The organism is Rhizobium binxianense, from assembly GCF_028994275.1.
In the GTDB taxonomy this organism is placed as follows: domain Bacteria; phylum Pseudomonadota; class Alphaproteobacteria; order Rhizobiales; family Rhizobiaceae; genus Rhizobium; species Rhizobium binxianense.
The window spans coordinates 1,357,841-1,382,903 of record NZ_CP118713.1; the positions used below are offsets into that span (position 1 = coordinate 1,357,841).

The window sequence follows — 25,063 nt, forward strand, 5'->3', positions numbered from 1 at the left end:
ATCAAATTCACAACGACTTCAAGACATTCCCCTGCCTTGTTCTTCCATGCTTCCGCCCTCTTTCCTTTCTAGCGTCGGGCGCTACAACGTTGCTCAAGAGGATTCAAAAGGGATACCCATGCAAGGCCTGTTCAAGCGCGCGTCCGTCTCGCTATTCGCACTGATACTCGTTCTGCCGGCTGCGGCCGATGCACAGACGGCAAAGTCCGTACCCGAGAGCCAGATGCAGATGCAGCTCTCCTTCGCGCCGCTCGTCAAGCAGACGTCAGGCGCCGTCGTCAATGTCTATGCGGAAAAGATCGTCCAGCGGCAGTCGCCCTTTGCCGGCGATCCCTTCTTCGAGCAGTTTTTCGGCCAGCAGATGCCAAACCGTTCGGAAAAGCAGTCATCGCTCGGCTCGGGCGTCATCGTCGAGGCGAACGGCACCGTCGTCACCAACAATCACGTCGTCGACGGCGCCGACGATATCAAGATCGCGCTGTCGGATGGCCGCGAATTCCCCTGCAAGGTGGTTCTGCGCGATGACCGTGTCGATCTTGCTGTGCTGAAGATCAACACCAAGGAAAGCTTCCCGACATTGCCGATCGGCAATTCCGATTCGGTCGAGGTCGGCGATCTCGTGCTGGCGATCGGCAACCCCTTCGGCGTCGGCCAGACGGTAACGAGCGGCATCGTCTCGGCACTGGCGCGCAACCAGGTGGTCAGGAACGAATTCGGCTTCTTCATCCAGACCGATGCCTCGATCAATCCCGGCAATTCCGGTGGCGCCCTGATGAACATGAAGGGCGAGCTGATCGGCATCAACACCGCGATCTTCTCGCGCGGCGGCGGCTCGAACGGCATCGGCTTTGCCATCCCTGCCAATCTCGTCAAGGTCTTCCTCGCCTCGGCCGATGCCGGCGTCAAATCCTTTGAGCGGCCCTATGTCGGCGCGAGCTTCGATGCCGTGACCTCTGAGGTGGCCGAAGCGCTGGGGCTGAACAAGGCCCGCGGCGCGCTCGTCGTCAAGGTTTCGGAAGGCGGACCGGCCGCCAAGGCCGGTCTAAAGGCCGGCGAAATCGTCACGGCGGTCGATGGCATTTCCGTCGAACATCCGGATGCGCTGCTCTACCGGCTGACGACGGCCGGTCTCGGCAAATCGGTCAAGCTCACCGTCGTCGAGAACGGCCGCGAGCAGCAACTGCCGCTGACGCTGGCCCGTGCCCCGGAAACCTCGCCGCGCGACCAGCGCACGATCGGCGGGCGCACCCCCTTTAGCGGCGCTGTCGTCGAAAACCTGTCGCCGCGGGTGGCCGACGAGCTGCGCATGCCGCCGGAATCGTCCGGCGTCGTCGTATCCGAGGTGAAAGAAGATTCGCCTGCCGCCCGTCTTGGTTTCGAGCCGAAGGATATCATCGTCTCGATCAACGGCACCGATGTGAAGTCGACCAGCGAACTGTCCGAGATCGCCGACAGCGACCCCGGCCTCTGGCGGGTGGAGATCGAGCGCGACGGCCAGCGCATCCGGCAGTTCTTCCGATGAGCAACGATCTCTTCGCGCCGCGTGTTCCGGAGGAGGTCGCCGCCAGGCGGCCGCTTGCCGATCGCTTGCGGCCGAAGACCCTTGCTGATGTCACCGGTCAGGAACATCTGACCGGTGAAGACGGCGTCTTGAAACGGATGATCGAAAGCGGCTCGCTCGGCTCGATGATCTTCTGGGGGCCGCCCGGCACCGGCAAGACGACGGTGGCGCGGCTGCTGTCCGGCGAGGCGGGGCTGGCCTTCGAGCAGATATCGGCGATCTTCTCAGGCGTCGCCGATCTGAAGAAGGTGTTCGAGACGGCCCGCCTGCGCCGCATGGACGGTCGTCAGACGCTGCTCTTCGTCGACGAGATCCATCGTTTCAACCGCGCCCAGCAGGATAGTTTCCTTCCCGTCATGGAGGACGGCACCGTCATTCTCGTCGGCGCCACCACCGAAAACCCGTCCTTCGAGCTCAACGCCGCTCTCTTGTCGCGCGCCCGCGTCCTCACCTTCAAGTCGCATGACGAGGACAGCCTGGAGGAGCTGCTGAAGCGCGCCGAGGCGATCGAGCAGAAGCCGCTGCCGCTGACGGAGCAAGCGCGTGCCAGCCTGATCCGCATGGCCGATGGCGACGGCCGCGCGGTGTTGACGCTCGCCGAAGAGGTCTGGCGCGCCGTGCGCGAGGGCGAGAGCTTCGACACCGAAGGCCTGACCCGCATCGTCCAGCGTCGCGCTCCTGTCTATGACAAGGCGCAGGACGGTCATTACAATCTGATCTCGGCGCTACACAAGTCCGTGCGCGGTTCGGACCCGGATGCCGCTCTTTATTATCTCGCCCGCATGTTCGATGCCGGCGAGGATCCGCTTTATCTCGGCCGGCGGCTGGTGCGCATGGCAGTGGAGGATATCGGCCTTGCCGATCCGCAGGCGCTGGTGATCTGCAATGCCGCCAAGGATGCCTATGAGTATCTCGGCTCTCCGGAAGGGGAGCTGGCGCTGGCCCAAGCCTGCATCTATCTCGCCACCGCGCCGAAATCGAATGCCGTCTACACCGCCTTCAAGGCGGCCAGCCAGGCGGCCAAGCAGAACGGCTCGCTGCTACCGCCGAAGCATATCCTCAACGCGCCGACCAAGCTGATGAAGGGCGAAGGTTATGGCGATGGCTACCGCTACGATCACGACGAGCCGGATGCCTTTTCAGGCCAGGATTATTTCCCGGAGAAGATGGGCCGCCAGACCTTCTACGATCCGCCGGAGCGCGGCTTCGAGCGCGATATCCGCAAGCGGCTGGAATGGTGGGGAAAACTGCGCAAGGAGCGCAATCCCCGCTGACGCGTTTGTGCCTGTTCGGTCGGCGAAAGGGCTCAACCGCCAAGGGCGATTGCTATTGCAACCAGAAGCAATCCGAGACAAGTCATCGTCATCCCGGCATGAAAAGGCCTGCCTCCCGAAAATTCCGCCCACGCATAGCCCGTCACAAACAGCAGTATGATGAGAAACAGGTTGCTGACTCTCAGAGCAAGGTGAGCGTTGTCGATGAGAAGAAAAGGGGTCACTGCTGGAATGGAGGTGACCGAGACCAGAAAGAAAACCGCGATTGCGGCCAAGAGTTCATCTTTCGATAATGACGCCTTCCGAGGATCGGCGCGGGATGCGAGCGTCAGGAGTGATCGATAGAGCGCGTCCGTGTCGGCGGCTTTTGCAGAAAACGGTGCTTCTTCTATCGGGAATTCTTGCGTGAGCATCTTGAGCGCCGCAGTCTCGCTTCTGGCGGCTTTAATTTGCCGAAAAAGGCGCAAGCGCCTGCTTTTGTAAAACGTCGTGCCCAGAATGAACAACACGGCGTCAATGATCCCCCAAGCGACGTTGCATCCGATTGTTGCGACGATCAACTCATGGACATCTAACCCTTCATCTTCAAAAACAAGCCTAGAACCTACCGTCAATGTCAGCGCCATGATCAATCCGAAAAGGACTTCGCCGAGCGCATCGCCGGGATCGATGATGTTGGTGATATGACCGATCGGGTTCGAGGTCATGGACGGCCCCCACGTGATGAAGATCATGGTCTGCTGTTCTTCACTCCCTAGCAGAGCACGAATGAGGAGCCGACTTGCGGCTGGCGGCGCGGGTAAGCTTCGCGACGAAAGAACTGTGACCGACATCGCGGTCTGATTCATTGATCGTAATCAAAGATCAGCACGTTTGGGCGTCTCGTGATCAAGGTTTTTCGACAGAGCACGTTCAGCGCTTGCCTTTGCGCGTCCGAAAGATGCGCGGCGATGCAAAGTTCAGGAGGGCCGCGGCATCTTCTGGTTTGCGGGCGTGGCGATCACCTTGACGGAAGATTCCGCCAGCCCGTGATGGCCTTCCATATCGACGACGATATGCCAGTGACCGCTTTCGGGAACAGCAATCTTGATCGGCGATTTGCGCGCCACACCGCCGATATATTTGAAATCGAGAACCTCGGTGAACCGCTGGAAATTCGGAGCCGTCATCAGGCGGACATTGTTCACCGCATTCAACGACACCTCGACGATCGTTCCGGCGCGCTGTTCTTTGAGATCGTAATGGGTGAAGCGGAAGTTCGGTTTCGGCATCGGTCTCGTGGCGTCTGAAGTCTCTGCGCCAAGATTTTACCAGCATGCCGGTTAAGGAAAAGTTGGAATTGGCCCCCTCGTTCTTCCGGCAGGTGAAAACGGCGGGAGAAGTGCTGGCTTGTCGCGACCGTCATGACGAAACGGCGCAACGAGGGCGGTGATTGCGCCGTCAAGGCGCGGCATCCTCGCTGTTTCCCCGGATGGACCTCAAGCGGAGTAAACGATGTAAAGCTCTATGCAGGCGAGCACGATGCCGAAGACGATCAGCGCCCAGGCGGTGCGTTTCTCGCGGATCTGCCGGTTACCGCGCGTGATCCCATGCGGGCGAAGAGGGTGGAAGGCGGAGGACATAATATTTCGCATGGCGTTTGACCTTTGCAACGATGGCAAAAGCCTACTGCCGTTTGCGATAGGAAATCCATTCGGAGCGCATATGATCGACTTCTACCACAAGCTCGGCGGCGGTCTGCGCGATGCGGGCTGGATGCGGGAAAACATGCCGAAGAACCGGCTGGCGATCCTGCCTGATCTCACCCATTACGAGACCTTCGCCTCGCCCCTCATGGCGAATATGGCAACGACCTTCCTCGATGGCGGCGGCAAGGCGCCGAACTGGGCTGAGCAGGTCGGAAAGTAAGCGAAGACGGCCGGGTTTTTCCCGGCCGCCCTTTCCTCCGCAATCAGCCGCTGCGCTGGTTTTCCCGATCCAACTGCGTCACCAGCGCCAGGATCGTTTCCGAGACCGGCGTCGGCACGGCACTCAGGCGTCCGAGCGCCACCACCATGCCGACCAGCGGCGTGATTTCGAGCGCCTTGCCGCCGATCAGATCTTGCAGCATCGATGTGCGCACGGCGCCGATATGGCGCGATTGTTCGAGCCGCTGCTCGACGGTCATGCTGAAACGCGCACCCAAGGCCTCGCCGACGGCGCGGACCTCGTTCATCACCTTGCCGACCGTGGCTGAAAGTGCCGGATCCGCCATGATGTCGGTCATCAGAGCCCTGGTCAGCGCGCTGATCGGGTTGAAGGCGGCATTGCCCATCAGCTTGCTCCAGATCTCGTTGCGGATAACAGCCGTCGTCGTGATGTTGAGGCCGGCGTCGGTCAGCACCGTGGCGATCGCCTCGAGATCGGGCGAGATCTCGCCCGAGGGCTCGCCGAGCACGAAGCGGCCGTTGTTGGCAAGCTGGATCTCGCCGGGATTGATCACCTCTGCGCCTTGATAAGCGACGCAGCCGATAACCCGTTCCGGTCCGATCAGCCGCCAAAGCCTGCGGCCGGGATCGAGCTCGTTGAACTGCAGCTCGGCATGCCGGCTCTGGCTATCGCGGTGAAAATACCACCACGGAATGCCGTTAAGGATCATGACGACGCGGGTACCTTCCTTGAGGAGTCCTGCAATGCCTTCGGCAGCGGGTGCCAGCTGATGCCCCTTGAGGCCGGTGATGACAAAATCCTGCGGCGGCAATGTCTGGGGATCGTCGGTCGCGGTGAGGCGGACGTTGAGCGCCCTTTCCGCATCGGCTTCGCGCAGGCTGAGACCGTTGTCGCGGATGGCGTCGAGATGGGCTCCACGCGCGACGACGGAGATGGTGACGTCGTTTCCGGCTTGGCTAGCAAGCTTGACGGCGATAGCGCCGCCGAGTGCGCCAGCGCCATAGATGCAGATGGACTTGATGGACATGCTCGCCTCTTCATGGTGGTGATCGACCTAGATCTAGGCCATTCCACAGGTGAGGCGAACGCTAATTTGCCGCATGCCGCACTTTCCCGCAGTCACAGCGGCGCTGCAGCCGCATCCCCGAGTCCTGGGATGCGGCGGGCAGGGCGCTTCAGGCAGAGGCCGTTGCCTCGTTTGGAAAATCCGTGGACAAAGCGAGCTGACGCCAGATAGCAAGTTCCTTTTCGACGCTGGCATGCTGCTCCTCGATCACAGCAACCGTATCGCTGCCGAACGGCATGCGCAGCGGCGGATTGGGCGAATTGACGAGCGTCATGATGCCGGCGGCCAGCTTGGCGGGATTCCCGGGCTGGGCATGGTTGGCGTCGGCAGCGAAACTGCGCATGTTGCCGGCCGGCGTACCCTCGTAGTCCGCAATCGAAGCCGGGCTGATAGCCAGCGATGTGTCGGCGAGGAAGTCGGTGCGGAAGAAGCCAGGCTCGACGATCGTCACCTTGATGCCGAAAGGTTCGAGTTCGGCGGCCATCGATTCCGACAGGCCTTCGACGGCGAACTTCGTCGAGCCGTAGACGCCCCACCCGGGATAGCCGAAATAACCGCCGATCGAGGAAAAGTTCAGGACATGGCCGGAGCGCTGGCGGCGCATATAGGGCAGCACCGCGCGCGTCACCTTCAGCAGGCCGAAGACGTTCGTGGCATAGAGCCTTTCGACCTCTTCGGCCGTGGCTTCCTCGACGGCACCCAGCAAGCCGTAGCCGGCATTGTTGGCAAGGACATCGATGCGGCCGAAGCGGGCGATGCCGGCAGCCGCGGCCTCCTTCGCCTGTGCCTCGTTGGTGACGTCGAGGGCGACGGCAAGCAGGTTCGGATGATCGCCGAACTGCGCGGTCACGGTCTTCGGGTTGCGGGCGGTGGCGATGACGGCATCGCCTGACGCAAGGGCTTCCTTGGTCATCAGCGCGCCGAAGCCGCGGGATGCACCAGTGATGAACCAGACTTTCATGACGAATTCCTTTCTGTTCGGTGGGTGGTGGCATCTCTGTGCCGACGGGGTGAATTTGACCGAAAAACCGTTGCTGTATAAGATTTGTTATTCTTGAAACTATGATGAGTTTAATTCAGCAATGCGCGCCACCGAATTGTCCGAACTCGCGGCCTTTGCCGCCGTCGCGCGGCATAAGAGCTTCCGCAAGGCGGGCGAGGAGCGGGGTGTCACCGCGTCTGCGGTCAGCCATGCCGTGCTCAATCTCGAAGACCGGATCGGCATCCGCCTGCTCAACCGCACGACGCGCAGCGTCTCGCTGACGGAGGCCGGCGACCTGCTGATCTCGCATCTCGACCCGGCTTTCGGCGAGATGACGGCGGCGCTCGATGCACTGAACCGCTATCGCGACACGCCGTTCGGCAAGGTGAGGATCAACGTGCCGAATTCGATCGGCCCCTTCGTTATCGGCCGCGTCATCGGTCCGCTGCTGAAAAAGAACCCCAACTTGCAGCTGGAGATCAACGCGACCGACAGGCTGGTCGATATCGTCGAGGAGGGTTTCGATGCCGGCATCCGCTTCGGGGAGCGCGTCACCGAGGGCATGATCGCGCTGCGCATAAAACCGCGCATCCGCTTGGTCGTCGTCGGTTCGCCTGCCTATTTCGAGACCCGGCCGAAGCCGGCGACACCGCACGAGCTCAAGCGCCATCTCTGCATTCAGAACATGTTTCCGTCAGGCGCGCGTTATGCCTGGGAGTTCGAGAAGGACGGCCAGGCGGTGAGCTTTCAGCCGGCCGGACCGCTGTCGCTCGACGATCACGAGCTGATGATGCAGGCAGCGCTCGGCGGCGTCGGCCTTGCCTACATCTGGGAGCCGCGCGTGGAAAAAGCCGTTGCCGGCGGCGAACTGATCCAGGTCCTGGACGACTGGTGCCAGCCGGAGGAACCGCTCTATCTCTACTATCCGAGCCGCCGCCATATGTCGGCGGGCTTCAGGGCGGTCATCGAGGCGATGAAGGCGGAGTAAAAGAGGCCGGGATGCCGGCGATCGTCTGAAGCGCCTTGAAGTAAACCGTAAGGTCGCGGGCAGGGTCCGCCGGGAGCGTCGCTGCACGAAACACCTTGCCTCCGGTCGCCTCGATCCCTCCGTCGATCATCAGGTTGTCGGCCATGCCGTGATTTTCGATCGCGATGCCATCCGGTCCGCGGGGGCGTCCGCTCGTCTCATCGATCTCGAGCCCCGCATACCAGATCGAGCGAACACGCAGGCCGTAGTCGTCGGGGTGGTTGGAATAGGCAAAGACCGCTTTTCCGAGCGCAATCATGAAGCCGATTTCGTAGACCGTACCCGGATCGGCGCTGACGCCTCGAAAGGGAGTGATGTTGGCAAGGCAGATCTCGGCTCGGCGCATGGCGTCGTCGTTGCGTGCGTAGATCTCTGCGGCGGTCCGCTTCACCGGCGTCTGGTTTTCGTCGCTGCCGGGACCGGTCGGCTCGAAGCCGAACTGGCGCGCCAATCGGCGTTTTTCGGCCATGATGGGCATGGCATCCGGAAGAAAGACTTCCGGGCCGGCAAGGTAAATGGTGGTCATCGACATCCTTCACTCACATGCGAGACGAAGCGCCGGGGTTGGGGGCAGCCAGGCGCGGAGCCCATTTCCGACGGATGCGCGGCAAATGGCAAGCCGTGCCGGCGGGCATTGGCGATTTTTTTGAAAGTAAGACAGCCGTCGAGGCGGTGCGGGAGAAATGAAAAAGCTTGAGGTTCAGTCCCGGCACCTTTTGACTCCGGAGGACGAACCGGCCAAATATGCCGCATGGCCAGCATCGTCGGGAGAAGTTGATGAACGGTGGGATTTTGCCAGCTGGCATTCGAAGAGCGTCCAAGCGGCTCGGATGTCTGTTTTTCGTCTTGGTCGCGTTGACGCCGATGGGATCGGCAGCGGTCGGGCAGGGCATCGGGCCGCAAAGTCAGGCCTCGCGCCAGCAGGTCGAGAAACTCGTCGGCCTCTGGAAGGGTCATTTTGCCGGCGCCGACAGCCTGCAGCAACGCCGCACAGCCTTCAGGACGCTGATGGAGACGATGCCTGGGCCGACACGCATCCAGGTCCGGCAGGTCGATGCCGACGGCGTCGATGCCGAGCTGATGTGGCCCGCCCGTCTTCATCACCCGATCGGCCAAAGGGTGATCCTCTATATCCATGGCGGCGGCTTTTCCAGCGGCTCCATTCGCACACATAGCCTGCTTGCCGGCTCGCTTGCCAAGGCCGCATCCAGCGACATTCTTCTCATTGATTATCGGCTGATGCCCGAATATGCCTATCCCGCGCAGATCAACGACGCGCTGACCGCCTATCGCTGGCTTCTCGACAACGGCTATCGGAGCGAGAACGTCATCGTGGCCGGAGACGGCGCCGGCGGCAATATCGCGATCGAGACGGTGCTGAGGCAGATGCAGGCGGCAAAGCCGTTGCCGGCGGCTGTGATTGCGCTTAGCCCCATCACCGATCTTGCCGCGACAGGCGGATCCATGACATCAAACGCCGGAAGCGATCCGCTGGTCGGCAAGGACTGGATCGAAACCCTGCGCCAGACCTATCTCCGCAGCCGGTCTCCGACCGATCCCCAGGCATCGCCGCTTTATGCCGACATGACCGGCTTTCCGCCGCTGTTGCTGCAGGTCGGCTCCGGCGAAGTCCTGCTGGACGATACGCTGCGGCTCGCCGACAAGGCTCGCCAGGCGGGAGTGGACGTCACCACCGAGGTCTGGCCGGGCATGCCGCATCAGTGGCAGCTGTTTCCCTCTCTGCTCGACGATGCCGATCGGTCGAGCCAGAATATCGCCGAGTTCGCGATCCGACATTTTGCAGACAAACCGGAGTAGGGGGCCTGGAGGGGCCGGAGGAGCAGGACAGCAAAGGCCGCCGCCCAAGCATCCTCCATTTACCCCATCATTGCGATGTGCCGCGGGAGGTTGAAGGCGCCAAAGGCCGTTCGACCTCCCGTCCGACGCTGAGCGCCCTTCGTACATTCGGCTCCAGCCGCTCCATATAGGCGTGGTCGGGAGCGGCACCCAGCGCATCCAGCATTTTCGAGAAGAAACACCGGGCCGCTGCCGCAGCCGTGACGTCGAAGACCTCGGCATCGCTCAGCCCGTGTTTCTTCAGTCCGTCTATATCCTGCTGGGTGACCGATGTCGCGTCGCGCGCCACCTTGGCGGCAAAGGCCATGATGGCGCGTTCGCCGGCATCGATCGGCGCCTTCTCCGTCTCGTTGACAATAGCCGTCAGCCCGTCGCTGGTAAAGCCCTCGCGCAGCAGCACCGAGCCATGCGCCAGCATGCAATAGGAGGATTTCAGCTCCTTGGCCGCCGCCAGCGTCACCAATTCGTAGCGCCGCAGGCTCATATGGCCGCGAATGCTCGAAAGCAGCGCCACCCAGTTCTCCATCACCTCCGGCCGGTGGCCGAAGGCACGATACATGTTCGGTAGATAACCATAGTTCGCCTCCGCCGACGCGTACATCGACGTCGTCTTCTCGCTGGCGGATGCATTGGGGGTGTGAATGAAAGCCATGGCCAGATCCTCCTCTATGCGAGAAGGATAGGGTAGATATGCAGGACAGCAATCCTGAAATATCAGGCAGCGTCGCTGCTCGCAGAAGCGTTACCAGTTCTCTCGATGGGACCAGTTCTCTCGATGGGAAGAGTGACGGTGAATGTCGATCCGCATCCTCTTGCGCTTCGAACCTCTATCGCGCCGTGGTGCAGTTCGACGATCTGCTTCACCAGGTTGAGGCCGATGCCCGTTCCGGCAATCCCGGTCGAGGTCCCGGCACGGAAATAGCGCTGGAACAGCCGGGGTACGTCTTCGGGGTCGATCCCCACCCCGTCATCGCTGATCGAAACTTTGACGTTTCCCGTCTCCTCCCACGCCATGATGCGAATTTCGGAGGTTCCAGGCGCGTATTTGACGGCATTGGACAGCAGGTTGGTAAAAACCTGCGCCAAAGCGCGGGGATCGGCATCGATGACCTCCGGCAGCCGGTCAATGTCCAAAATGAAGCTGTGTGTCTTGGCGATCGTCGACTGCCGCTCGCAACAGGTTCTTATCAATGATCTTAAGGCGCAGGCGTCGTAGCTGATATCGATCTTACCGGTGTCAAGACGCCCGGCCGACAGGATGCTCTCCATGAGATCGACGATCCGGTTCACCGATGCGCGGATTTGGTCGACCTTGTCGCTGAGAAATTCGGGTTCGACGGCCCCTCTCTTACGCAACAGCCGCTGGGCGGCAGCGTCGATGATGGCCAGCGGAGTCCTAAATTCATGGGATGCCATCGCCACGAACTGCCGCTGCAATTCGTTGATGTTCCGCTCCTGCGCCAGCATTCGCTCGAGTTCCCGCGCCTGGCGCTCGACTTCCGCCGTGCGGCTCTGCACCGTCGTTTCGAGCTGATCGTGATGCCGGCGCAGCTCTTCCGCAAGTCGCACCGTCTTGGTGACGTCTTCGTGGGTGGCGACGTAACCACCGTTTTGCATGGGATTGTGGGTGATCTTGATGACGCGACCATCGGTGAGCACGATATTCTGGCTGGCCACCGCACCGAGGACCGTCGCTTCGAAGACGACGTCAAAATAGGTGGCGGTGTCGGCCGGGCCATTTCCCTCGCGGCTGCGAAAGGCCAGGATATCGACAAGTGGCGTTCCTGGTTTCGTCAGCAAATCCGGTAGATTGTACATCCGTGCATAGGACGGGTTGCACAGGATCAGGTTCTTTTTCGAATCGAACATGCACAGCCCATGCGGCATGTTGCTGAGGGCCGCGTCGAACCTGTGATGTTGTTCGGTGAGACTGTCTTCGACGCGGATGAGGGTCGAGATGTCTTCATAGCTCAAGATCCAGCCTCCCTCTTTCGACGGGGCTGAGGTCAATGAGACCATCCGTCCGTCGGAAAGCGCAAACTGGGACGTGCGCGGTCTACCGATCGTCGACGACTGGCATGCCGCTGCGCGGCAATCGGCGGTGCCCGGCAATCCGTCGATATTCATTCCTCTGCTGATGGCTCCATCCGGGAGGCCGAGAATTTCGAGCGTGCGGGCGTTGAAAGCCGTCACCTTATTGGCAGGATCAAGGAGAACAATGCCCTGCGGCAGGTTCTCCAGAATGGATTCAAACGAGTGTGGCATCATCCGGCCCTGCTTCAGATCTGGCGCGTTGCACGTATGCGTAGCATTCGTCAGAAATGATAAAGTTTCGCTAATCCAATCGGCGGGAGTTCCTCGACGGAAACTTGGATAGCGGGGCATCGGTCACATCCCTCAAGGCGGCCGCCGATGCAAAGGCGCGCCTCGTCCACGGCGACAAGCCCCGAATCTTCCCTGATACGCCGTCCAGTTGCGGTTGAAATTTAGATCGTTCCAATTTTCTGGATTGCATTTTGATGCGGGACGAGACTGAATTCTTGGTGACTCATTAGATTTATCTTGACAGAATTGGAACGTTCCAAATATTTAACGATCAATCAACGTTTGGTGGTCGGAGAAAGACGTGACAAAGGCGCGGGTAACCGTCATTGACATCGCAAAGGCCGCCGGCGTCTCCAAGTCGACGGTGTCGCTGGTGCTTCAGGGCTCCTCCCTGGTCAATGAGGTGACGCGCGCCAAGGTCAACTCTGTGATGCGCGAACTCGGCTACGTCTATAATCGCGGCGCCGCCAATCTTCGCCAGGCCGGCGCCAAATCGCGGATCGTCGGGGTCGTCGTCAACGACCTGACGAACAGCTTCTTTGCGGAACTGGCGGTCGGCGTCGATATGGTCGTCCAATCGGCCGGCTTCGTGCAATTCCTGTCGAATACCGGCGAGAGCATCGACCGGCAGCGTGAGGTTGTCGCATCGATGCGCGAGCATGGCATTTCCGGCCTGATCGTCTCGCCGGCGCGCGCCACCGATGCCGCAGACTTCAAGCCGCTCGTCGCAGCCGGCATTCCGGTGGTGGTCGTCGTGCGAAACCTGCCCGGCGCCAAAGTCTCGTCGATCGTCTCCGACAACCGAGCCGGCATGATGTCGGCGGTCAAGCATTTGGTGGGGCTCGGCCACAAGCGTATCGCTTTTCTCGGAGGCTTTCCCGACACCGCCGTCTTCGACGACCGGCTTGCCGGCTACCGGAGCGGTGTGGAGACGGCAGGGCTTGACTATCACGAAGAACTCGTCATCGCGTCGGCACCTTCGCGGGCCGGCGGGGTGGAGGCGATCGGCAAAGCGATTGCTCTTGCCCGTCGGCCGACCGCAGCCGTCTGCTTCAACGATGCAGTCGCCTTCGGTGTCTGTGACGGATTGCGCGCTCGCCGTCTGGAGCCTGGCGCCGACTTCGCCGTGGTGGGTTTCGACGACGTCATCGAGGCTCAGGCGGCGGTTCCCGCGCTGACGACGGTCTCTGTCGATCCGCAGGGCATCGGGCGACGGGGCGCACAGATGCTGCTCAAGCAGATCAATGCGGGCAAGGCCGAGGCGGAGACGGTGACGACAGCCGTTCGGCTGGTCGTTCGCGAAAGCTGCGGCGCCGGCAAGACCGCGCCGGCAAGGACCGGCAAGAGTGTAAAATCGAAACAGGACGCTGAGTAATGCACATGGAGAAGCATCTCACCCCAGCCGAAGCGGCAGCGCTGATCCCGGATGGCGCTGTTGTCACGGTGTCGTCTTCGAGCGGTCTCGGTTGCCCTGATCTCATCCTGAAGGCGATTGGCGAGCGTTTCGATGCGACCGGCCATCCCAAGGATATTACCACTCTTCATCCCATCGCAGCCGGCGACATGAGCGGCATCAAGGGTGTCGATTACATTGCAAAAAAGGGCCTGCTCAAACGCATCATCGGCGGCTCCTATCCCTCAGGTCCGTCGTCATCAGAGCCGCCGCTGATCTGGCAGATGATCACCAACAACGAGATCCCGGCCTACAACATTCCCTCCGGCATCCTCTTCGACATTCATCGCGAAGCCGCTGCCAAGCGGCCGGGCGTGCTGACCAAGATCGGCATCGACACCTTCGTCGATCCGGAGCGGCAGGGTTGCGCGATGAACGGCCTGGCGTCGGAGCATCCGGTGGTCAAGCGCGTCAGCTTCGAGGGCGAGGACTGGCTGTTCTTTCCGGCAATCGTCCCCGAGGTCGCCATCATCCGGGCCACCACCGCCGACGAGCGCGGCAACCTGACCTACGAACACGAAGGCGCCTATCTCGGCGGCCTCGATCAGGCGCTGGCCGCCCGCAACAATGGCGGCATTGTCATCGCCCAGGTCAAGCGGATCACCAAGGAAGGCTCGCTGAAGCCGCATGACGTCCGCGTGCCGGGGATGCTGGTTGATTATGTGGTCGTCGATCCGGAGCAGAAGCAGACGACGCAGACGCAGTATGATCCGGCGATATCAGGGGAGATCTTCCGCCCGCTCGATAGCTTCAGCGTTCCGGAGTTCAATGTTCAGAAGGTCATTGCGCGCCGTGTCGCGCAGGAGCTTCAGGCGGGAAGTTGCGTCAATCTCGGCTTCGGCATCTCGGCCAATGTGCCGCGCATTCTGCTGGAGGAGGGGCTCCACGGCGCGGTCACCTGGGTCATCGAGCAAGGGGCGGTCGGGGGCGTGCCGCTGCTCGACTTCGCCTTCGGCTGCGCATCGAACGCCGACGCCTACATGCCGTCTCCCTATCAGTTCACCTATTTCCAGGGGGCAGGCTTCGATGCGTCGTTGCTCTCCTTCCTCGAGATCGGCAAGGACGGCTCGGTCAACGTCTCCAAGCTCTCCTTCCGGCCGCATGTGACGGCTGGCGCCGGCGGCTTCGTCGACATCACCGCGCGGGCGAAGAAGATCGTCTTCTCCGGCATGTTCAACGCCGGAGCGAAGCTTTCGATCGCCAATGGCGCCCTTCTGATCGAGAGGGAAGGCAGGCTGAAGAAGCTGGTGAACGAGGTCGAACACGTGACCTTCAGCGGCAGGCGCGCGATCGAGCAGGGGCAGGATATCACCTATGTCACCGAGCGGTGCGTGATGAAGCTGACGCCCGACGGCATCGTCCTCACCGAGATTGCCCCCGGTATCGATCTCCAATCCCACATCCTCGATCAGTCGGAGTTTTCATTGATCGTTGCGCCTGATTTGAAGGTCATGGACGCCGCGCTCTTCGCGGAGTCTGCGATCGGTCTGTCGCTTCCGGGAAAAAAGGCACGGACGCTGGAGGGCAGCTTCCATGGCTAGCGGAACCGTCAGAATTGACGTCGATGGACATGTTGCGACGCTGACGATTTCTCGTCCGGAGAAGCTGAACGCGCTCGACCTCGACATGCTGAAAGCGCTGGCAGACGCGGCCGACGCGGTGGAGGCGAACGCCAATGTGCGCGCTGCCGTTCTCACGGGCGAAGGAAAGGGCTTTTCCGCCGGCGGCGATATCAAGGCCTGGGGCGGAATGTCGCCTCAGGAGTTCGGTCATCTCTGGGTTCGCCACGGCCACCGTATCTTCGAGAGACTGGCGACGCTCAGGGTGCCGCTGGTCGCGGCTCTGAACGGCCACGCCCTCGGAGGGGGGCTTGAGCTTGCGGGGGTTGCCGACATTCGCCTCGCCGAGCAGCACATCAAGATCGGCCTGCCGGAGACCGGCTTGGGAATGGTGCCGGGCTGGTCGGGGACACAGCGTCTGGTGCGCCGGTTCGGCGCGCAGGCCGTCCGGCGCATGGCCTTGGGCGGCGAGATATTCACCGCCGAGGAGGCGCGTCTGCTCGGGATCGTCGACGCGGTGGTTCCCTCGGGAAGCTCGCTTGCTGCCGCCAGGGAATACGCTGAGCGGATTGCCGCAAGGGGCCCGGCTGCCGTCGAGATCGCCAAGTTGATGATCGCATCGGCGAACGGCGAAGACAACGGAACCGCGGTCGAAGCCCTGGGCTCGATCCTCGCTGCGAAGACAAGCGATCTGAAGGAGGGCGTCGCATCATTCAGCGAGAAGCGCCCGGCAACATTCAAGGGAGAATGGTAATGACGGTCCTCGTCAACCCCACGGCACTGAGCAATCACAGCGCGCGTGATTTCAAGATGCTCATCGACGGCAAATGGGAGGCCGGCGGCTCCGATCCGATCGAGCGTATCGCGCCGAGCCACGGGGTCGTGGTCAGCCGCTTCCCCACAGGCAGCAGGACGGATGCCGAGCGCGCCATTGCCGCGGCGCGCAAGGCCTTCGATCTCGGGCCGTGGCCGCGGATGACCGCTTCCGAACGCTCCGCCATCCTGCTCAAGGCTGCCGATCTGATTGCGGCGCGCGCGGAGGAGTTGGCATTTCTCGATGCGATCGAGGCGGGAAAGCCGATCACCCAGGTGCGGGGAGAAATTGCAGGCTCCGTCGACATATGGCGCTATGCGGCAGCTCTTGCGCGCGACCTCCACGGTGAGAGCTACAACACACTCGGCGATGGCACCCTCGGCGTCGTCCTGCGCGAAGCGATCGGGGTGGTGTCGATCATCACGCCTTGGAACTTTCCGTTCCTAATCGTCGGCCAGAAGCTGCCATTCGCCTTGGCTGCCGGCTGCACGACCGTCGTCAAGCCCTCGGAACTGACCTCGGGATCGACGCTGGTGCTGGGAGAGATCCTGCAGCAGGCCGGCATTCCGGATGGCGTCGTCAACATTGTCACCGGTAGGGGACCTGAGGTCGGCGCGGTCATGACGTCGCATCCCGACGTCGACATGGTCTCCTTCACCGGCTCGACCGGCGTCGGAAAGCTGACGATGTCGAATGCCGCACAAACGCTGAAGAAAGTCTCGCTGGAACTTGGTGGGAAGAACCCGCAGATCGTGTTTCCGGATGCCGATCTCGATGCATTCATCGATGCCGCGGTCTTCGGCGCCTACTTCAATGCCGGCGAGTGCTGCAATGCCGGCTCGCGGCTGATCCTTCACAAATCAATCGCTTCCGATGTCGTCGAGCGGATTGCCGAATTGTCGAAGGCCGTGAAGGTCGGCGACCCGCTCGATCCCTCGACGCAGGTGGGCGCGATCATCACGCCTGAGCATCTGGAGAAAATCTCGAGATATGTCGCCGGTGCAAGAAGCGGCGGCGCCCTGGTCGCTCATGGCGGCGAGACGCTTGACCTCGGCATGGGGCAATTCATGTCGCCGACGATCCTTGAAGCGGTCACCCCTGATATGGCGGTGGCGCGCGAGGAAGTCTTTGGGCCGGTGCTTTCGGTGCTGACATTCGAGACGTCAGCCGAAGCGATCAGGATTGCCAATTCCATCGACTACGGCCTGTCGGCCGGTATCTGGAGCCGCGATTTCGACACCTGCCTCACGATCGGCCGCTCGGTGCGGGCCGGCACGGTCTGGATGAACACCTTCATGGATGGCGCCTCGGAGCTTCCCTTTGGCGGCTACAAACAGAGCGGCCTCGGCCGCGAGCTCGGCCGCCATGCGGTCGAAGACTACACGGAGACCAAGACGCTCAACATGCATATCGGCAAACGCACCAGCTGGTGGATGCCGCAGACGGAAAAGCCGGCTTAGCCGGCGGCCGAACTACGCTCGATGAGGGCGGGTGATTGGTGCGGGAATGGGTCCCGCATCTTCCAAACTGGAACTGGGAGGTTCTTCGATGAAAAGGTTTTTGACCACGACCGCAATGATCGCATTGGCTCTGGCCGGCGCTCACGTGTCCGCACGAGCTGCCGACGTGAAGGAAGTGCAGATGCTGCACTGGTGGACGTCTGGCGGTGAGGCAGCGGCGCTGAACGTCTTGAAGCAGGATCTGTCGAAAGAAGGTTTTGCCTGGAAGGACGTGCCGGTTGCCGGCGGTGGCGGTGACGCGGCGATGACGGCGCTGAAGGCGATGGTGGCGGCCGGCACCTATCCGACAGCCTCGCAGATGCTGGGTTATACCGTGCTCGATTATGCCCAGGCCGGCGTCATGGGCGATCTGACGGAGACGGCGAAGAAGGAAGGCTGGGACAAGTCGGTTCCGGCAGCGCTGCAGAAGTTCTCGGTCTATGACGGCAAATGGGTTGCAGCCCCTGTTAACGTGCACTCTGTCAACTGGCTGTGGATCAACAAGGCTGTGATGGACAAGATCGGCGGCACGCAGCCGAAGACCTTCGACGATCTGATCGCCCTGCTCGAAAAGGCCAAGGCAGCCGGCGTCATCCCGCTGGCACTCGGCGGCCAGAACTGGCAGGAAGCGACGATGTTCGATTCCATCGTGCTGTCGACCGGCGGTCCGGAGTTCTACAAGAAGGCCTTCAACGACCTCGACGAGGAATCGCTGAAGTCCGACACGATGAAGAAGTCCTTCGACAATCTGGCGACGATCATCAAATATGTCGACCCGAACTTCTCGGGCCGCGACTGGAACCTCGCCACCGCCATGGTCATCAAGGGTGACGCGCTGGTGCAGGTGATGGGCGACTGGGCCAAGGGCGAATTCGTCGCCGCCAAGAAGACGCCGGATACCGACTTCCTGTGCTACCGCTTCCCCGGCACCGACGGCAGCGTGATCTACAACTCCGACATGTTCGGCATGTTCAACGTCCCCGACGACCGCAAGGCGGCGCAGGTGGCGCTGGCAACGGCGACGCTGTCGAAGAGCTTCCAGTCGGCCTTCAACGTCGTCAAGGGTTCGGTGCCGGCTCGTACCGATGTTCCCGATACCGACTTCGACGCCTGCGGCAAGAAGGGCATCGCCGACCTGAAGGCCGCCAATGAGGGCGGCACGCTGTTCGGCTCGCTGGCGCAAGGCTACGGCGCTCCTCCGGCCATCGCCAATGCCTATAAGGATGTCGTCTCGAAGTTCGTCCACGGCCAGATCAAGACCTCCGACGAGGCCGTCAAGCAGCTCGTCCAGGCGATCGACGACGCCCGCTGAGATCACTGTGATGACAAATGCTTCCCCGCCTGCTGGCGGGGAAGCTTCAGGTTCCGCGATCATGCGCGGACGATCATGCAGGGATGATCAGGCCATCATGTGGGAAGGAGATGACATTCCATGAGCACCGTTGCGACCACCGATCCGGTTCTGACGCCGCGGCAATCGACGGGGATCTCACTGCGGGGCCGGCTGCAGGATGCGCTGCCGAAGATCGTGCTGGCGCCGAGCTTCGTCATCACCATCATCTTCGTCTACGGCTTCATCGTCTGGACGGCCTATCTGTCGTTCACCAATTCCAAGACCTTTCCGTCTTATGCGCTGACGGGCGCGCGCGCCTATCAGCGGCTGTGGCGCTGGACCTTCGAGAGCGATCCGCCGTCCTCCTGGTACACCTCGATCACCAATATGGCGATCTTCGGCTTCCTCTATGTCGGCGCCTGCTTAGGCCTCGGCCTGCTGCTTGCCATCCTGCTCGACCAGAAGATCCGCGGCGAGGGGCTGCTCAGGCCGATCTTCCTCTATCCGATGGCGCTCTCCTTCATCGTCACCGGGGTTGCCTGGAAATGGTTCCTCGATCCCGGCCTCGGGCTGGAACAGACGCTGCACCACTTCGGCTGGACGAGCTTCCACTTCGACTGGATCAAGAACAAGGACTTCGTCATCTACACCGTCGTCATCGCCGGCGTCTGGCAGGCGTCGGGCTTCGTCATGGCGATGTTCCTGGCGGGCCTGCGCGGCATCGACGGTGAGATCATGAAGGCCGCCCAGATCGACGGCGCCTCGCCCTTCCAGCTCTACCGCCGCATCGTCATTCCGCTGTTGCGGCCGATCTTTCTCTCCGCCTTCATCGTGCTCGCCCATATGGCGATCAAGTCTTATGACCTGGTGGTGGCGCTGACCTCGGGCGGTCCCGGCGGCTCGGCCTGGCTGCCGTCCAACTTCATGTACGAATACACTTTCAAGCGCAACGAGATGGCCGTCGGTTCGGCCAGCGCCATCATCATGCTGATGACGATCTCGGCGATCATCGTGCCCTATCTCTATTCCGAACTGAAGGAGAAGGCGCGATGAGCAGTCTGACCTCTTCAACAGTAACCTCGGCAGCAACGCTTTCGCAGGCCAGCGACGACAGGAACGACAGCAACAACAATGCCCGCTGGATCGGCCGCATCGTCATCTATGGCCTGCTGCTGGTCTTTGCCGTCCTCTACCTGATGCCGCTCTTCGTCATGCTGACGACCTCGTTCAAGACCATGGACGAGATCCAGAACGGCAACATGCTGGCGCTGCCGCAATCGCCGACCTTCGATCCCTGGATCAAGGCCTGGGGCGAGACCTGTGTGGGGCTCACCTGCGCCGGCATCAAGGGTTACTTCTGGAACTCGATCAAGATGGTGGTGCCGGCTGTCGCGATCTCCACCATCATGGGGGCGCTGAACGGCTATGTCCTGACCAAATGGCGCTTTCCCGGCCACACGCTGGTGTTCGGGCTGATGCTGTTTGCCTGCTTCATCCCGTTCCAGTCGGTGCTGCTGCCGATGGCGACGATCCTCGGCAGCCTCGGCCGCTTCGGCATGACGCTGCAGAATGCCACCGGCTGGAACTTCGGCTTCGGCAATCCGACGGTCAATCTGGTCTTCGTCCATGTCGTCTATGGCTTGGGCTTCACCACCCTGTTCTTCCGCAATTTCTACGAGGCCTTCCCGACCGAACTGGTGCGGGCCGCCCAGGTCGATGGCGCCAGCTTCTTCCAGATCTTCCGCCGCATCATGCTGCCGAACTCGCTGCCGATCATCGTCGTCACCGTCATCTACCAGTTCACCAATATCTGGAACGACTTCCTGTTTGCCTCGGCTTACGCCGGCACCGGTGACTCCATGCCGATGACGGTGGCGCTCAACAATGTCGTCAACACCTCGACCGGGGTGGTCGAATACAATGTCAACATGGCGGCGGCGATGATCGCCGCCGTGCCGACGCTCATCGTCTATATCCTCGCCGGCCGCTACTTCGTGCGTGGCCTGATGGCGGGCGCTGTCAAAGGGTAATCCATGGCCTTCCTCGAAATCTCCGGTCTTAAAAAACGCTTCGGCGCCGTCGACATTCTCAAGGGGATCGACCTCGAACTCGACAAGGGCGGCTTTCTCGTGCTGGTCGGCCCGTCCGGCTGCGGCAAGTCGACCCTGCTCAACACCATTGCCGGGCTGGAGACGATCACCTCTGGCGATATCAGGATCGACGGGCGCGACATCAGCGGTCTGCACCCCTCCAAGCGCGACATCGCCATGGTGTTCCAGTCCTATGCGCTCTATCCGAACATGACGGTGGCGGGAAACATCGCTTTCGGCATGGAGATCCGCGGCGTTCCCAAGGAGGAACGGGAAAAGGCGATCAAACAGGTCTCCGACATGCTGCAGATCGGCCATCTGCTCGACCGCAAGCCGAGCCAGCTGTCGGGCGGCCAGCGCCAGCGTGTCGCCATGGGGAGAGCCTTGGTGCGCAATCCGCAGGTCTTCCTGTTCGACGAGCCGCTCTCCAATCTCGATGCCAAGCTGCGCGTCGACATGCGCACCGAGATCAAGCGGCTGCACCAGCGCATGGGCACCACCTTCGTCTATGTCACCCATGACCAGATCGAGGCGATGACGCTGGCGACCAAGATCGCCGTGCTGAAGGACGGCGTGCTGCAGCAGTTCGGCACGCCGGCCGAGATCTATAACAGCCCCGCCAATATCTTCGTCGCCGACTTCATGGGCTCGCCGGCGATGAACCTGCTCACCGCCACCGTCGAGACCGGCGCCGGCGGGCTTGAGGTCTCGCTGGAGCGGCCGAATGCCGCCCCGCTGAGGCTCCCGGTCATCTCGGGCAATAATGGCCTGAGCGGCTATACCGGCAGGCAGGTGATCTTCGGCATCCGGCCGGAGGCGCTGACCGATCCCGATGGCGCCGACCGCAAGGCGCGCATGCTGAGCGAGGGCGACTGCCTGATCGAGGTGGTCGAACCGGCCGGCTCCGACACCTTCGCCGTCACCAAGCTCGGCGGCAAATCCGTCATCGCCCGCCTGCGCGCCGATACCGGCATCGCTCCAGGACAAAACACCCGCCTCGCCTTCAATCTCGACAAGGCCGTCTTCTTCGATCCGGAAACGCAAGCCAGGATCGTGTGACGGCCAGGTGCTGATATGAGCAATTCACCAGACATCGTCATCATCGGTTCAGGCGTCGGCGGCTCCACCGTCGCGGCCGGCCTGGCTGTATTAGGCGCGCGGATATTGATCCTCGAAGCTGGCGATCATATCGCCGATCTTCCCGTCAATCGGGACCAGCGCGCCATCTTCCAGCGGGGACATTTCCGACCGAAGGAAACCTGGTACGAGGCAGACGGCAGAGGCTTCAATCCGGGCAACTATTACAATGTCGGCGGCAATTCGAAATTCTACGGCGCCGTGCTGTCGCGTTATCGCAGGGAGGATTTCGACGTCATCAAGCACCGCGAGGGTGTGTCGCCGGCCTGGCCGTTCCCCTATGAGGCGCTGGAGCCGTGGTACTCAAAGGCGGAACTGTTGTATCAGGTTCGCGGCAGCCTGGGCGAAGATCCCACCGAACCGTACCACTCGGCTGGCTACGCGTACCCGCCCGTGCCCGACGAGGAGCCGATCGCCGATATCAGGGCGCGCCTCAAACAGAAAGGCCTGCATCCGTTTTCCCTACCGCTCGGCCTGGACCTCGACGCTTGGCTCTCCAAGGCGCAGACACCATGGGATGCCCATCCGAACGCACGCGACGGCAAGATGGATGCCGAGACCGCGGCCCTTGCGGTGGCGCTGAAGCACGAGAACGTGCGGCTCGAAACCAATGCGCGCGTGATAAGGCTCGACACGGGGGCGGGGAACCGGATCGACCGGGTCACCTATGTCAGGAACGGTCAGACGCTGACGGTGTCACCGAAGATCGTCATCCTTTCGGCAGGCGCCGTCCAGTCATCGGTGCTTTTGCTGCGCTCGAAAAACGACCGCTTCCCAAGGGGCCTGGCGAATTCCTCCGATCAGGTGGGCCGCAACTTCATGAACCACAATGCCTCCGCCGTCATCGGCGTCTCGCCAAAGTTCAGGAACACCGCAGTATATCAGAAGACATTTGCCTTCAACGATTTCTATCTCTCGGACGGGGAGGGAGGACCGCCGCTCGGCAATGTGCAGCTCCTCGGCCGCATCTCCGAAAAAGTTCTCAAGGGCTCGCTGCCGCAGGCTCCGGAATGGTTCCTGCGCTTCATCACGAGCCATTCCATCGACTTCTATGCGATGAGCGAGGACGTGCCTAATCCCGAAAGCCGCGTCACGGTCGATGGAGACCGGATTATTCTCCAATGGCAGCGAACCAACTGGGATGCGCATCTGGCCCTTGTCGCCAAGCTGAAGCTCATCCTGAAATCGATCGGATTTCCGATCGTGCTGTCACGGCCCTTCGACAAGCGCACGCCTTCCCATCAGTGCGGAACGATCCGCATCGGCAACGATCCCGCCACCGCGCCGTTGGACCCGTATTGCCGTTCCTACGATCACGAAAACCTCTTCGTCGTCGACGCCGGTTTCCTCCCCACCTCGGCTGCGGTCAATCCTGCGCTCACCGTCGCCGCCCAGGCGCTGCGAGTGGCAGATCACATTGCGTCGAAGGACTTTGCAGGCATGACACAGGCGCTGGCGGTCGCCCGGCCGGATGCAACAGGACAGTAACATGGGATTTGATTACATCATCACCGGCGCCGGTCCGGCAGGTTGCGTTCTGGCAAGCCGCCTGAGCGAAGATCCCGATGTCAACGTGCTCCTGCTCGAGGCGGGTGGCGGTGATTGGAATCCGCTTTTTCATATGCCGGCCGGCTTCGCCAAGATGACCAAAGGTGTCGCCAGCTGGGGATGGGAAACCGTTCCCCAGAAGCACATGAAAGGCCGGGTGCTTCGTTATACGCAGGCAAAGGTCATCGGCGGCGGCTCGTCGATCAACGCGCAGCTCTATACCCGCGGAAACGCCGCGGATTATGACCTCTGGGCGCGAGAAGACGGTTGCGAGGGCTGGGACTACCGTTCGATCCTACCCTATTTCAAACGCGCCGAGGACAATCAACGCTTCGCCGATGACTACCACGCCTATGGCGGTCCGCTCGGCGTCTCGATGCCGGCAGCGGCGCTGCCGATCTGCGACGCCTATATCCGCGCAGGGCAGGAGCTCGGCATTCCCTATAATCACGATTTCAACGGCCGTCAGCAGGCCGGAGTGGGATTTTACCAGCTGACGCAGCGCAACCGCCGCCGGTCGTCGGCTTCGCTCGCCTATCTCTCGCCGATCAAGGACCGCAAGAACCTGACGGTCCGGACGGGCGCGCGCGTCGCACGCATCATCGTGGAAGGAGGCCGTGCGACAGGCGTCGAGATCGTGAGCGCGCGCGGCCAGGAGATCGTCCGCGCTGATCGCGAAGTGCTGGTCTCATCGGGCGCGATCGGATCGCCGAAGCTGCTTCTGCAGTCCGGCATCGGACCGGCCGACCATCTGCGCTCGGTGGGCGTCAAGGTGCTGCACGATCTGCCGGGTGTCGGCGGCAACCTGCAGGATCACCTGGATCTATTCGTCATTTCCGAATGCACCGGCGATCACACCTATGACGGTGTCGCGAAGCTCCACCGCACACTTTGGGCCGGGCTTCAATATGTCCTGTTCCGCACCGGTCCGGTCGCCTCGTCGCTCTTCGAGACCGGCGGCTTCTGGTACGCCGATCCTGAAGCCCGTTCTCCCGATATCCAGTTCCACCTTGGCCTGGGATCGGGCATCGAAGCAGGCGTCGAGCGCCTGAAAAACGCGGGCGTGACGCTCAACTCCGCCTATCTGCATCCGCGCTCGCGTGGGACGGTGCGTCTGTCATCCCCCGACCCGGCTGCCGCTCCCTTGATCGACCCCAACTACTGGTCCGATCCCCATGACAGGACGATGTCGCTGGAGGGGCTCAAGCTCGCACGCGAGATCATGCAGCAGGCGGCGCTGAAGCCCTATGTCATGGCCGAACGGCTTCCCGGACCGAAGGTCATGACCGACGAGCAGCTTTTCGATTATGGCTGCGCCAACGCCAAGACCGACCATCATCCGGTCGGCACCTGCAAGATGGGGAGGGGACCGGACGCGGTTGTCGGGCTTGATCTCAAGGTCCATGGCCTGGAAGGCCTGAGGGTCTGCGATTCATCCGTCATGCCGCGCGTGCCGTCCTGCAACACCAACGCTCCGACAATCATGGTCGGCGAAAAGGGATCGGACCTCATTCGCGGCCTGCCGGCACTTGCCCCCACCATCTTCGCCTATGAACGCAACGATGCGAGGCCTCGGGCCCGCGCCGAAATCCGGTAAGTCCTGTCGAGA

At 61.8% G+C, this 25,063-nt stretch carries 22 protein-coding genes and 1 pseudogene; 15 read left to right on the forward strand and 8 right to left on the reverse strand.

Features of this window, described 5'->3' with window-relative positions:
• Positions 1-118: 118 nt before the first annotated feature.
• Together PO860_RS06780 and PO860_RS06785 are read left to right on the forward strand one after the other, a co-directional pair.
• Positions 119-1,522 carry a DegQ family serine endoprotease gene (locus PO860_RS06780; RefSeq protein ID WP_183606607.1) on the forward strand — a complete coding sequence of 468 codons (1,404 nt, stop codon included), beginning with the start codon at positions 119-121 and terminating at the stop codon, positions 1,520-1,522.
• Positions 1,519-2,835: a replication-associated recombination protein A gene (locus tag PO860_RS06785; RefSeq protein ID WP_273883996.1), complete on the forward strand. Its 1,317-nt coding sequence runs from the start codon at positions 1,519-1,521 to the stop codon at positions 2,833-2,835. The genes PO860_RS06780 and PO860_RS06785 overlap by 4 nt, the downstream gene beginning before the upstream one ends.
• Positions 2,836-2,867: 32 nt before the next feature.
• Here the strand turns inward: PO860_RS06785 and PO860_RS06790 are convergent, their stop codons facing one another.
• From PO860_RS06790 to PO860_RS06800, 3 genes are all read right to left on the reverse strand, one after another.
• On the reverse strand, positions 2,868-3,542 hold the full coding sequence (locus PO860_RS06790) for a VIT1/CCC1 transporter family protein (protein ID WP_183606681.1): 675 nt from the start codon (positions 3,540-3,542) through the stop codon (positions 2,868-2,870).
• Positions 3,543-3,794: 252 nt separating this feature from the next.
• Positions 3,795-4,106 (reverse strand): DUF1883 domain-containing protein, encoded by a 312-nt coding sequence (locus tag PO860_RS06795; protein WP_183606609.1) that lies wholly within the window; start codon positions 4,104-4,106, stop codon positions 3,795-3,797.
• Between the two features lie 207 nt (positions 4,107-4,313).
• The gene (locus tag PO860_RS06800) at positions 4,314-4,469 is read right to left on the reverse strand and encodes a hypothetical protein (RefSeq protein WP_272783442.1); all 156 of its coding nucleotides are present in this window, start codon (positions 4,467-4,469) and stop codon (positions 4,314-4,316) included.
• 67 nt (positions 4,470-4,536) lie between these two features.
• On the opposite strand from PO860_RS06800, the pseudogene PO860_RS06805 reads away from it, so the two are divergent.
• Positions 4,537-4,743, forward strand: a pseudogene (locus PO860_RS06805) (alpha/beta hydrolase); the annotation flags it as partial.
• Between the two features lie 43 nt (positions 4,744-4,786).
• On the opposite strand, the gene PO860_RS06810 reads toward PO860_RS06805, so the two are convergent.
• Both PO860_RS06810 and PO860_RS06815 read right to left on the reverse strand, forming a co-directional pair.
• Positions 4,787-5,791 carry a ketopantoate reductase family protein gene (locus PO860_RS06810; protein WP_273883994.1) on the reverse strand — a complete coding sequence of 335 codons (1,005 nt, stop codon included), beginning with the start codon at positions 5,789-5,791 and terminating at the stop codon, positions 4,787-4,789.
• A gap of 148 nt (positions 5,792-5,939) precedes the next feature.
• Positions 5,940-6,791, reverse strand: coding sequence for an oxidoreductase (locus PO860_RS06815; RefSeq protein ID WP_273883993.1), 852 nt, complete (start codon positions 6,789-6,791; stop codon positions 5,940-5,942).
• A 121-nt stretch (positions 6,792-6,912) separates the two neighbouring features.
• On the opposite strand from PO860_RS06815, the gene PO860_RS06820 reads away from it, so the two are divergent.
• Positions 6,913-7,800, forward strand: coding sequence for a LysR family transcriptional regulator (locus tag PO860_RS06820; protein WP_273883992.1), 888 nt, complete (start codon positions 6,913-6,915; stop codon positions 7,798-7,800).
• Here the strand turns inward: PO860_RS06820 and PO860_RS06825 are convergent.
• Complete coding sequence (locus tag PO860_RS06825; protein ID WP_183606613.1) at positions 7,775-8,365, reverse strand: nucleoside 2-deoxyribosyltransferase; 591 nt, start codon at positions 8,363-8,365, stop codon at positions 7,775-7,777. The two genes, PO860_RS06820 and PO860_RS06825, sit on opposite strands and share 26 nt — an antisense overlap.
• Positions 8,366-8,616: 251 nt before the next feature.
• Between PO860_RS06825 and PO860_RS06830 the strand changes: the two genes are divergently transcribed.
• The gene (locus PO860_RS06830; protein ID WP_430523300.1) at positions 8,617-9,657 is read left to right on the forward strand and encodes an alpha/beta hydrolase; all 1,041 of its coding nucleotides are present in this window, start codon (positions 8,617-8,619) and stop codon (positions 9,655-9,657) included.
• Positions 9,658-9,724: 67 nt separating this feature from the next.
• On the opposite strand, the gene PO860_RS06835 is transcribed toward PO860_RS06830, so the two are convergent.
• Together PO860_RS06835 and PO860_RS06840 are read right to left on the reverse strand one after the other, a co-directional pair.
• Positions 9,725-10,348 carry a carboxymuconolactone decarboxylase family protein gene (locus PO860_RS06835; protein WP_275038226.1) on the reverse strand — a complete coding sequence of 208 codons (624 nt, stop codon included), beginning with the start codon at positions 10,346-10,348 and terminating at the stop codon, positions 9,725-9,727.
• Between the two features lie 62 nt (positions 10,349-10,410).
• A complete protein-coding gene (locus tag PO860_RS06840) occupies positions 10,411-11,964 on the reverse strand; it encodes a sensor histidine kinase (protein ID WP_273884176.1) in 1,554 nt (517 codons plus the stop codon).
• 358 nt (positions 11,965-12,322) lie between these two features.
• On the opposite strand from PO860_RS06840, the gene PO860_RS06845 reads away from it, so the two are divergent.
• From PO860_RS06845 to PO860_RS06890, 10 genes are all read left to right on the forward strand, one after another.
• Entirely contained in the window at positions 12,323-13,396 is a 1,074-nt protein-coding gene (locus tag PO860_RS06845) for a LacI family DNA-binding transcriptional regulator (RefSeq protein WP_183606615.1), read from the forward strand.
• Between the two features lie 5 nt (positions 13,397-13,401).
• A complete protein-coding gene (locus PO860_RS06850) occupies positions 13,402-15,015 on the forward strand; it encodes an acyl CoA:acetate/3-ketoacid CoA transferase (RefSeq protein WP_275038327.1) in 1,614 nt (537 codons plus the stop codon).
• On the forward strand, positions 15,008-15,787 hold the full coding sequence (locus PO860_RS06855) for an enoyl-CoA hydratase/isomerase family protein (protein ID WP_275038227.1): 780 nt from the start codon (positions 15,008-15,010) through the stop codon (positions 15,785-15,787). The genes PO860_RS06850 and PO860_RS06855 overlap by 8 nt, the downstream gene beginning before the upstream one ends.
• Positions 15,787-17,307 carry an aldehyde dehydrogenase family protein gene (locus tag PO860_RS06860; protein ID WP_183606616.1) on the forward strand — a complete coding sequence of 507 codons (1,521 nt, stop codon included), beginning with the start codon at positions 15,787-15,789 and terminating at the stop codon, positions 17,305-17,307. The genes PO860_RS06855 and PO860_RS06860 overlap by 1 nt, the downstream gene beginning before the upstream one ends.
• Positions 17,308-17,395: 88 nt before the next feature.
• Positions 17,396-18,658, forward strand: a complete 1,263-nt coding sequence (locus PO860_RS06865) for an ABC transporter substrate-binding protein (protein ID WP_275038228.1) — start codon at positions 17,396-17,398, stop codon at positions 18,656-18,658.
• 120 nt (positions 18,659-18,778) lie between these two features.
• Positions 18,779-19,732 carry a carbohydrate ABC transporter permease gene (locus tag PO860_RS06870; protein ID WP_275037924.1) on the forward strand — a complete coding sequence of 318 codons (954 nt, stop codon included), beginning with the start codon at positions 18,779-18,781 and terminating at the stop codon, positions 19,730-19,732.
• Positions 19,729-20,709: a carbohydrate ABC transporter permease gene (locus tag PO860_RS06875; protein WP_273885865.1), complete on the forward strand. Its 981-nt coding sequence runs from the start codon at positions 19,729-19,731 to the stop codon at positions 20,707-20,709. Before PO860_RS06870 ends, PO860_RS06875 begins: the two co-directional genes overlap by 4 nt.
• A gap of 3 nt (positions 20,710-20,712) precedes the next feature.
• Positions 20,713-21,828 carry an ABC transporter ATP-binding protein gene (locus PO860_RS06880; protein ID WP_275038229.1) on the forward strand — a complete coding sequence of 372 codons (1,116 nt, stop codon included), beginning with the start codon at positions 20,713-20,715 and terminating at the stop codon, positions 21,826-21,828.
• A gap of 15 nt (positions 21,829-21,843) precedes the next feature.
• On the forward strand, positions 21,844-23,394 hold the full coding sequence (locus PO860_RS06885) for an FAD-dependent oxidoreductase (protein WP_272784389.1): 1,551 nt from the start codon (positions 21,844-21,846) through the stop codon (positions 23,392-23,394).
• A gap of 1 nt (position 23,395) precedes the next feature.
• On the forward strand, positions 23,396-25,051 hold the full coding sequence (locus PO860_RS06890; protein ID WP_272784390.1) for a GMC family oxidoreductase: 1,656 nt from the start codon (positions 23,396-23,398) through the stop codon (positions 25,049-25,051).
• Positions 25,052-25,063: the final 12 nt, after the last annotated feature.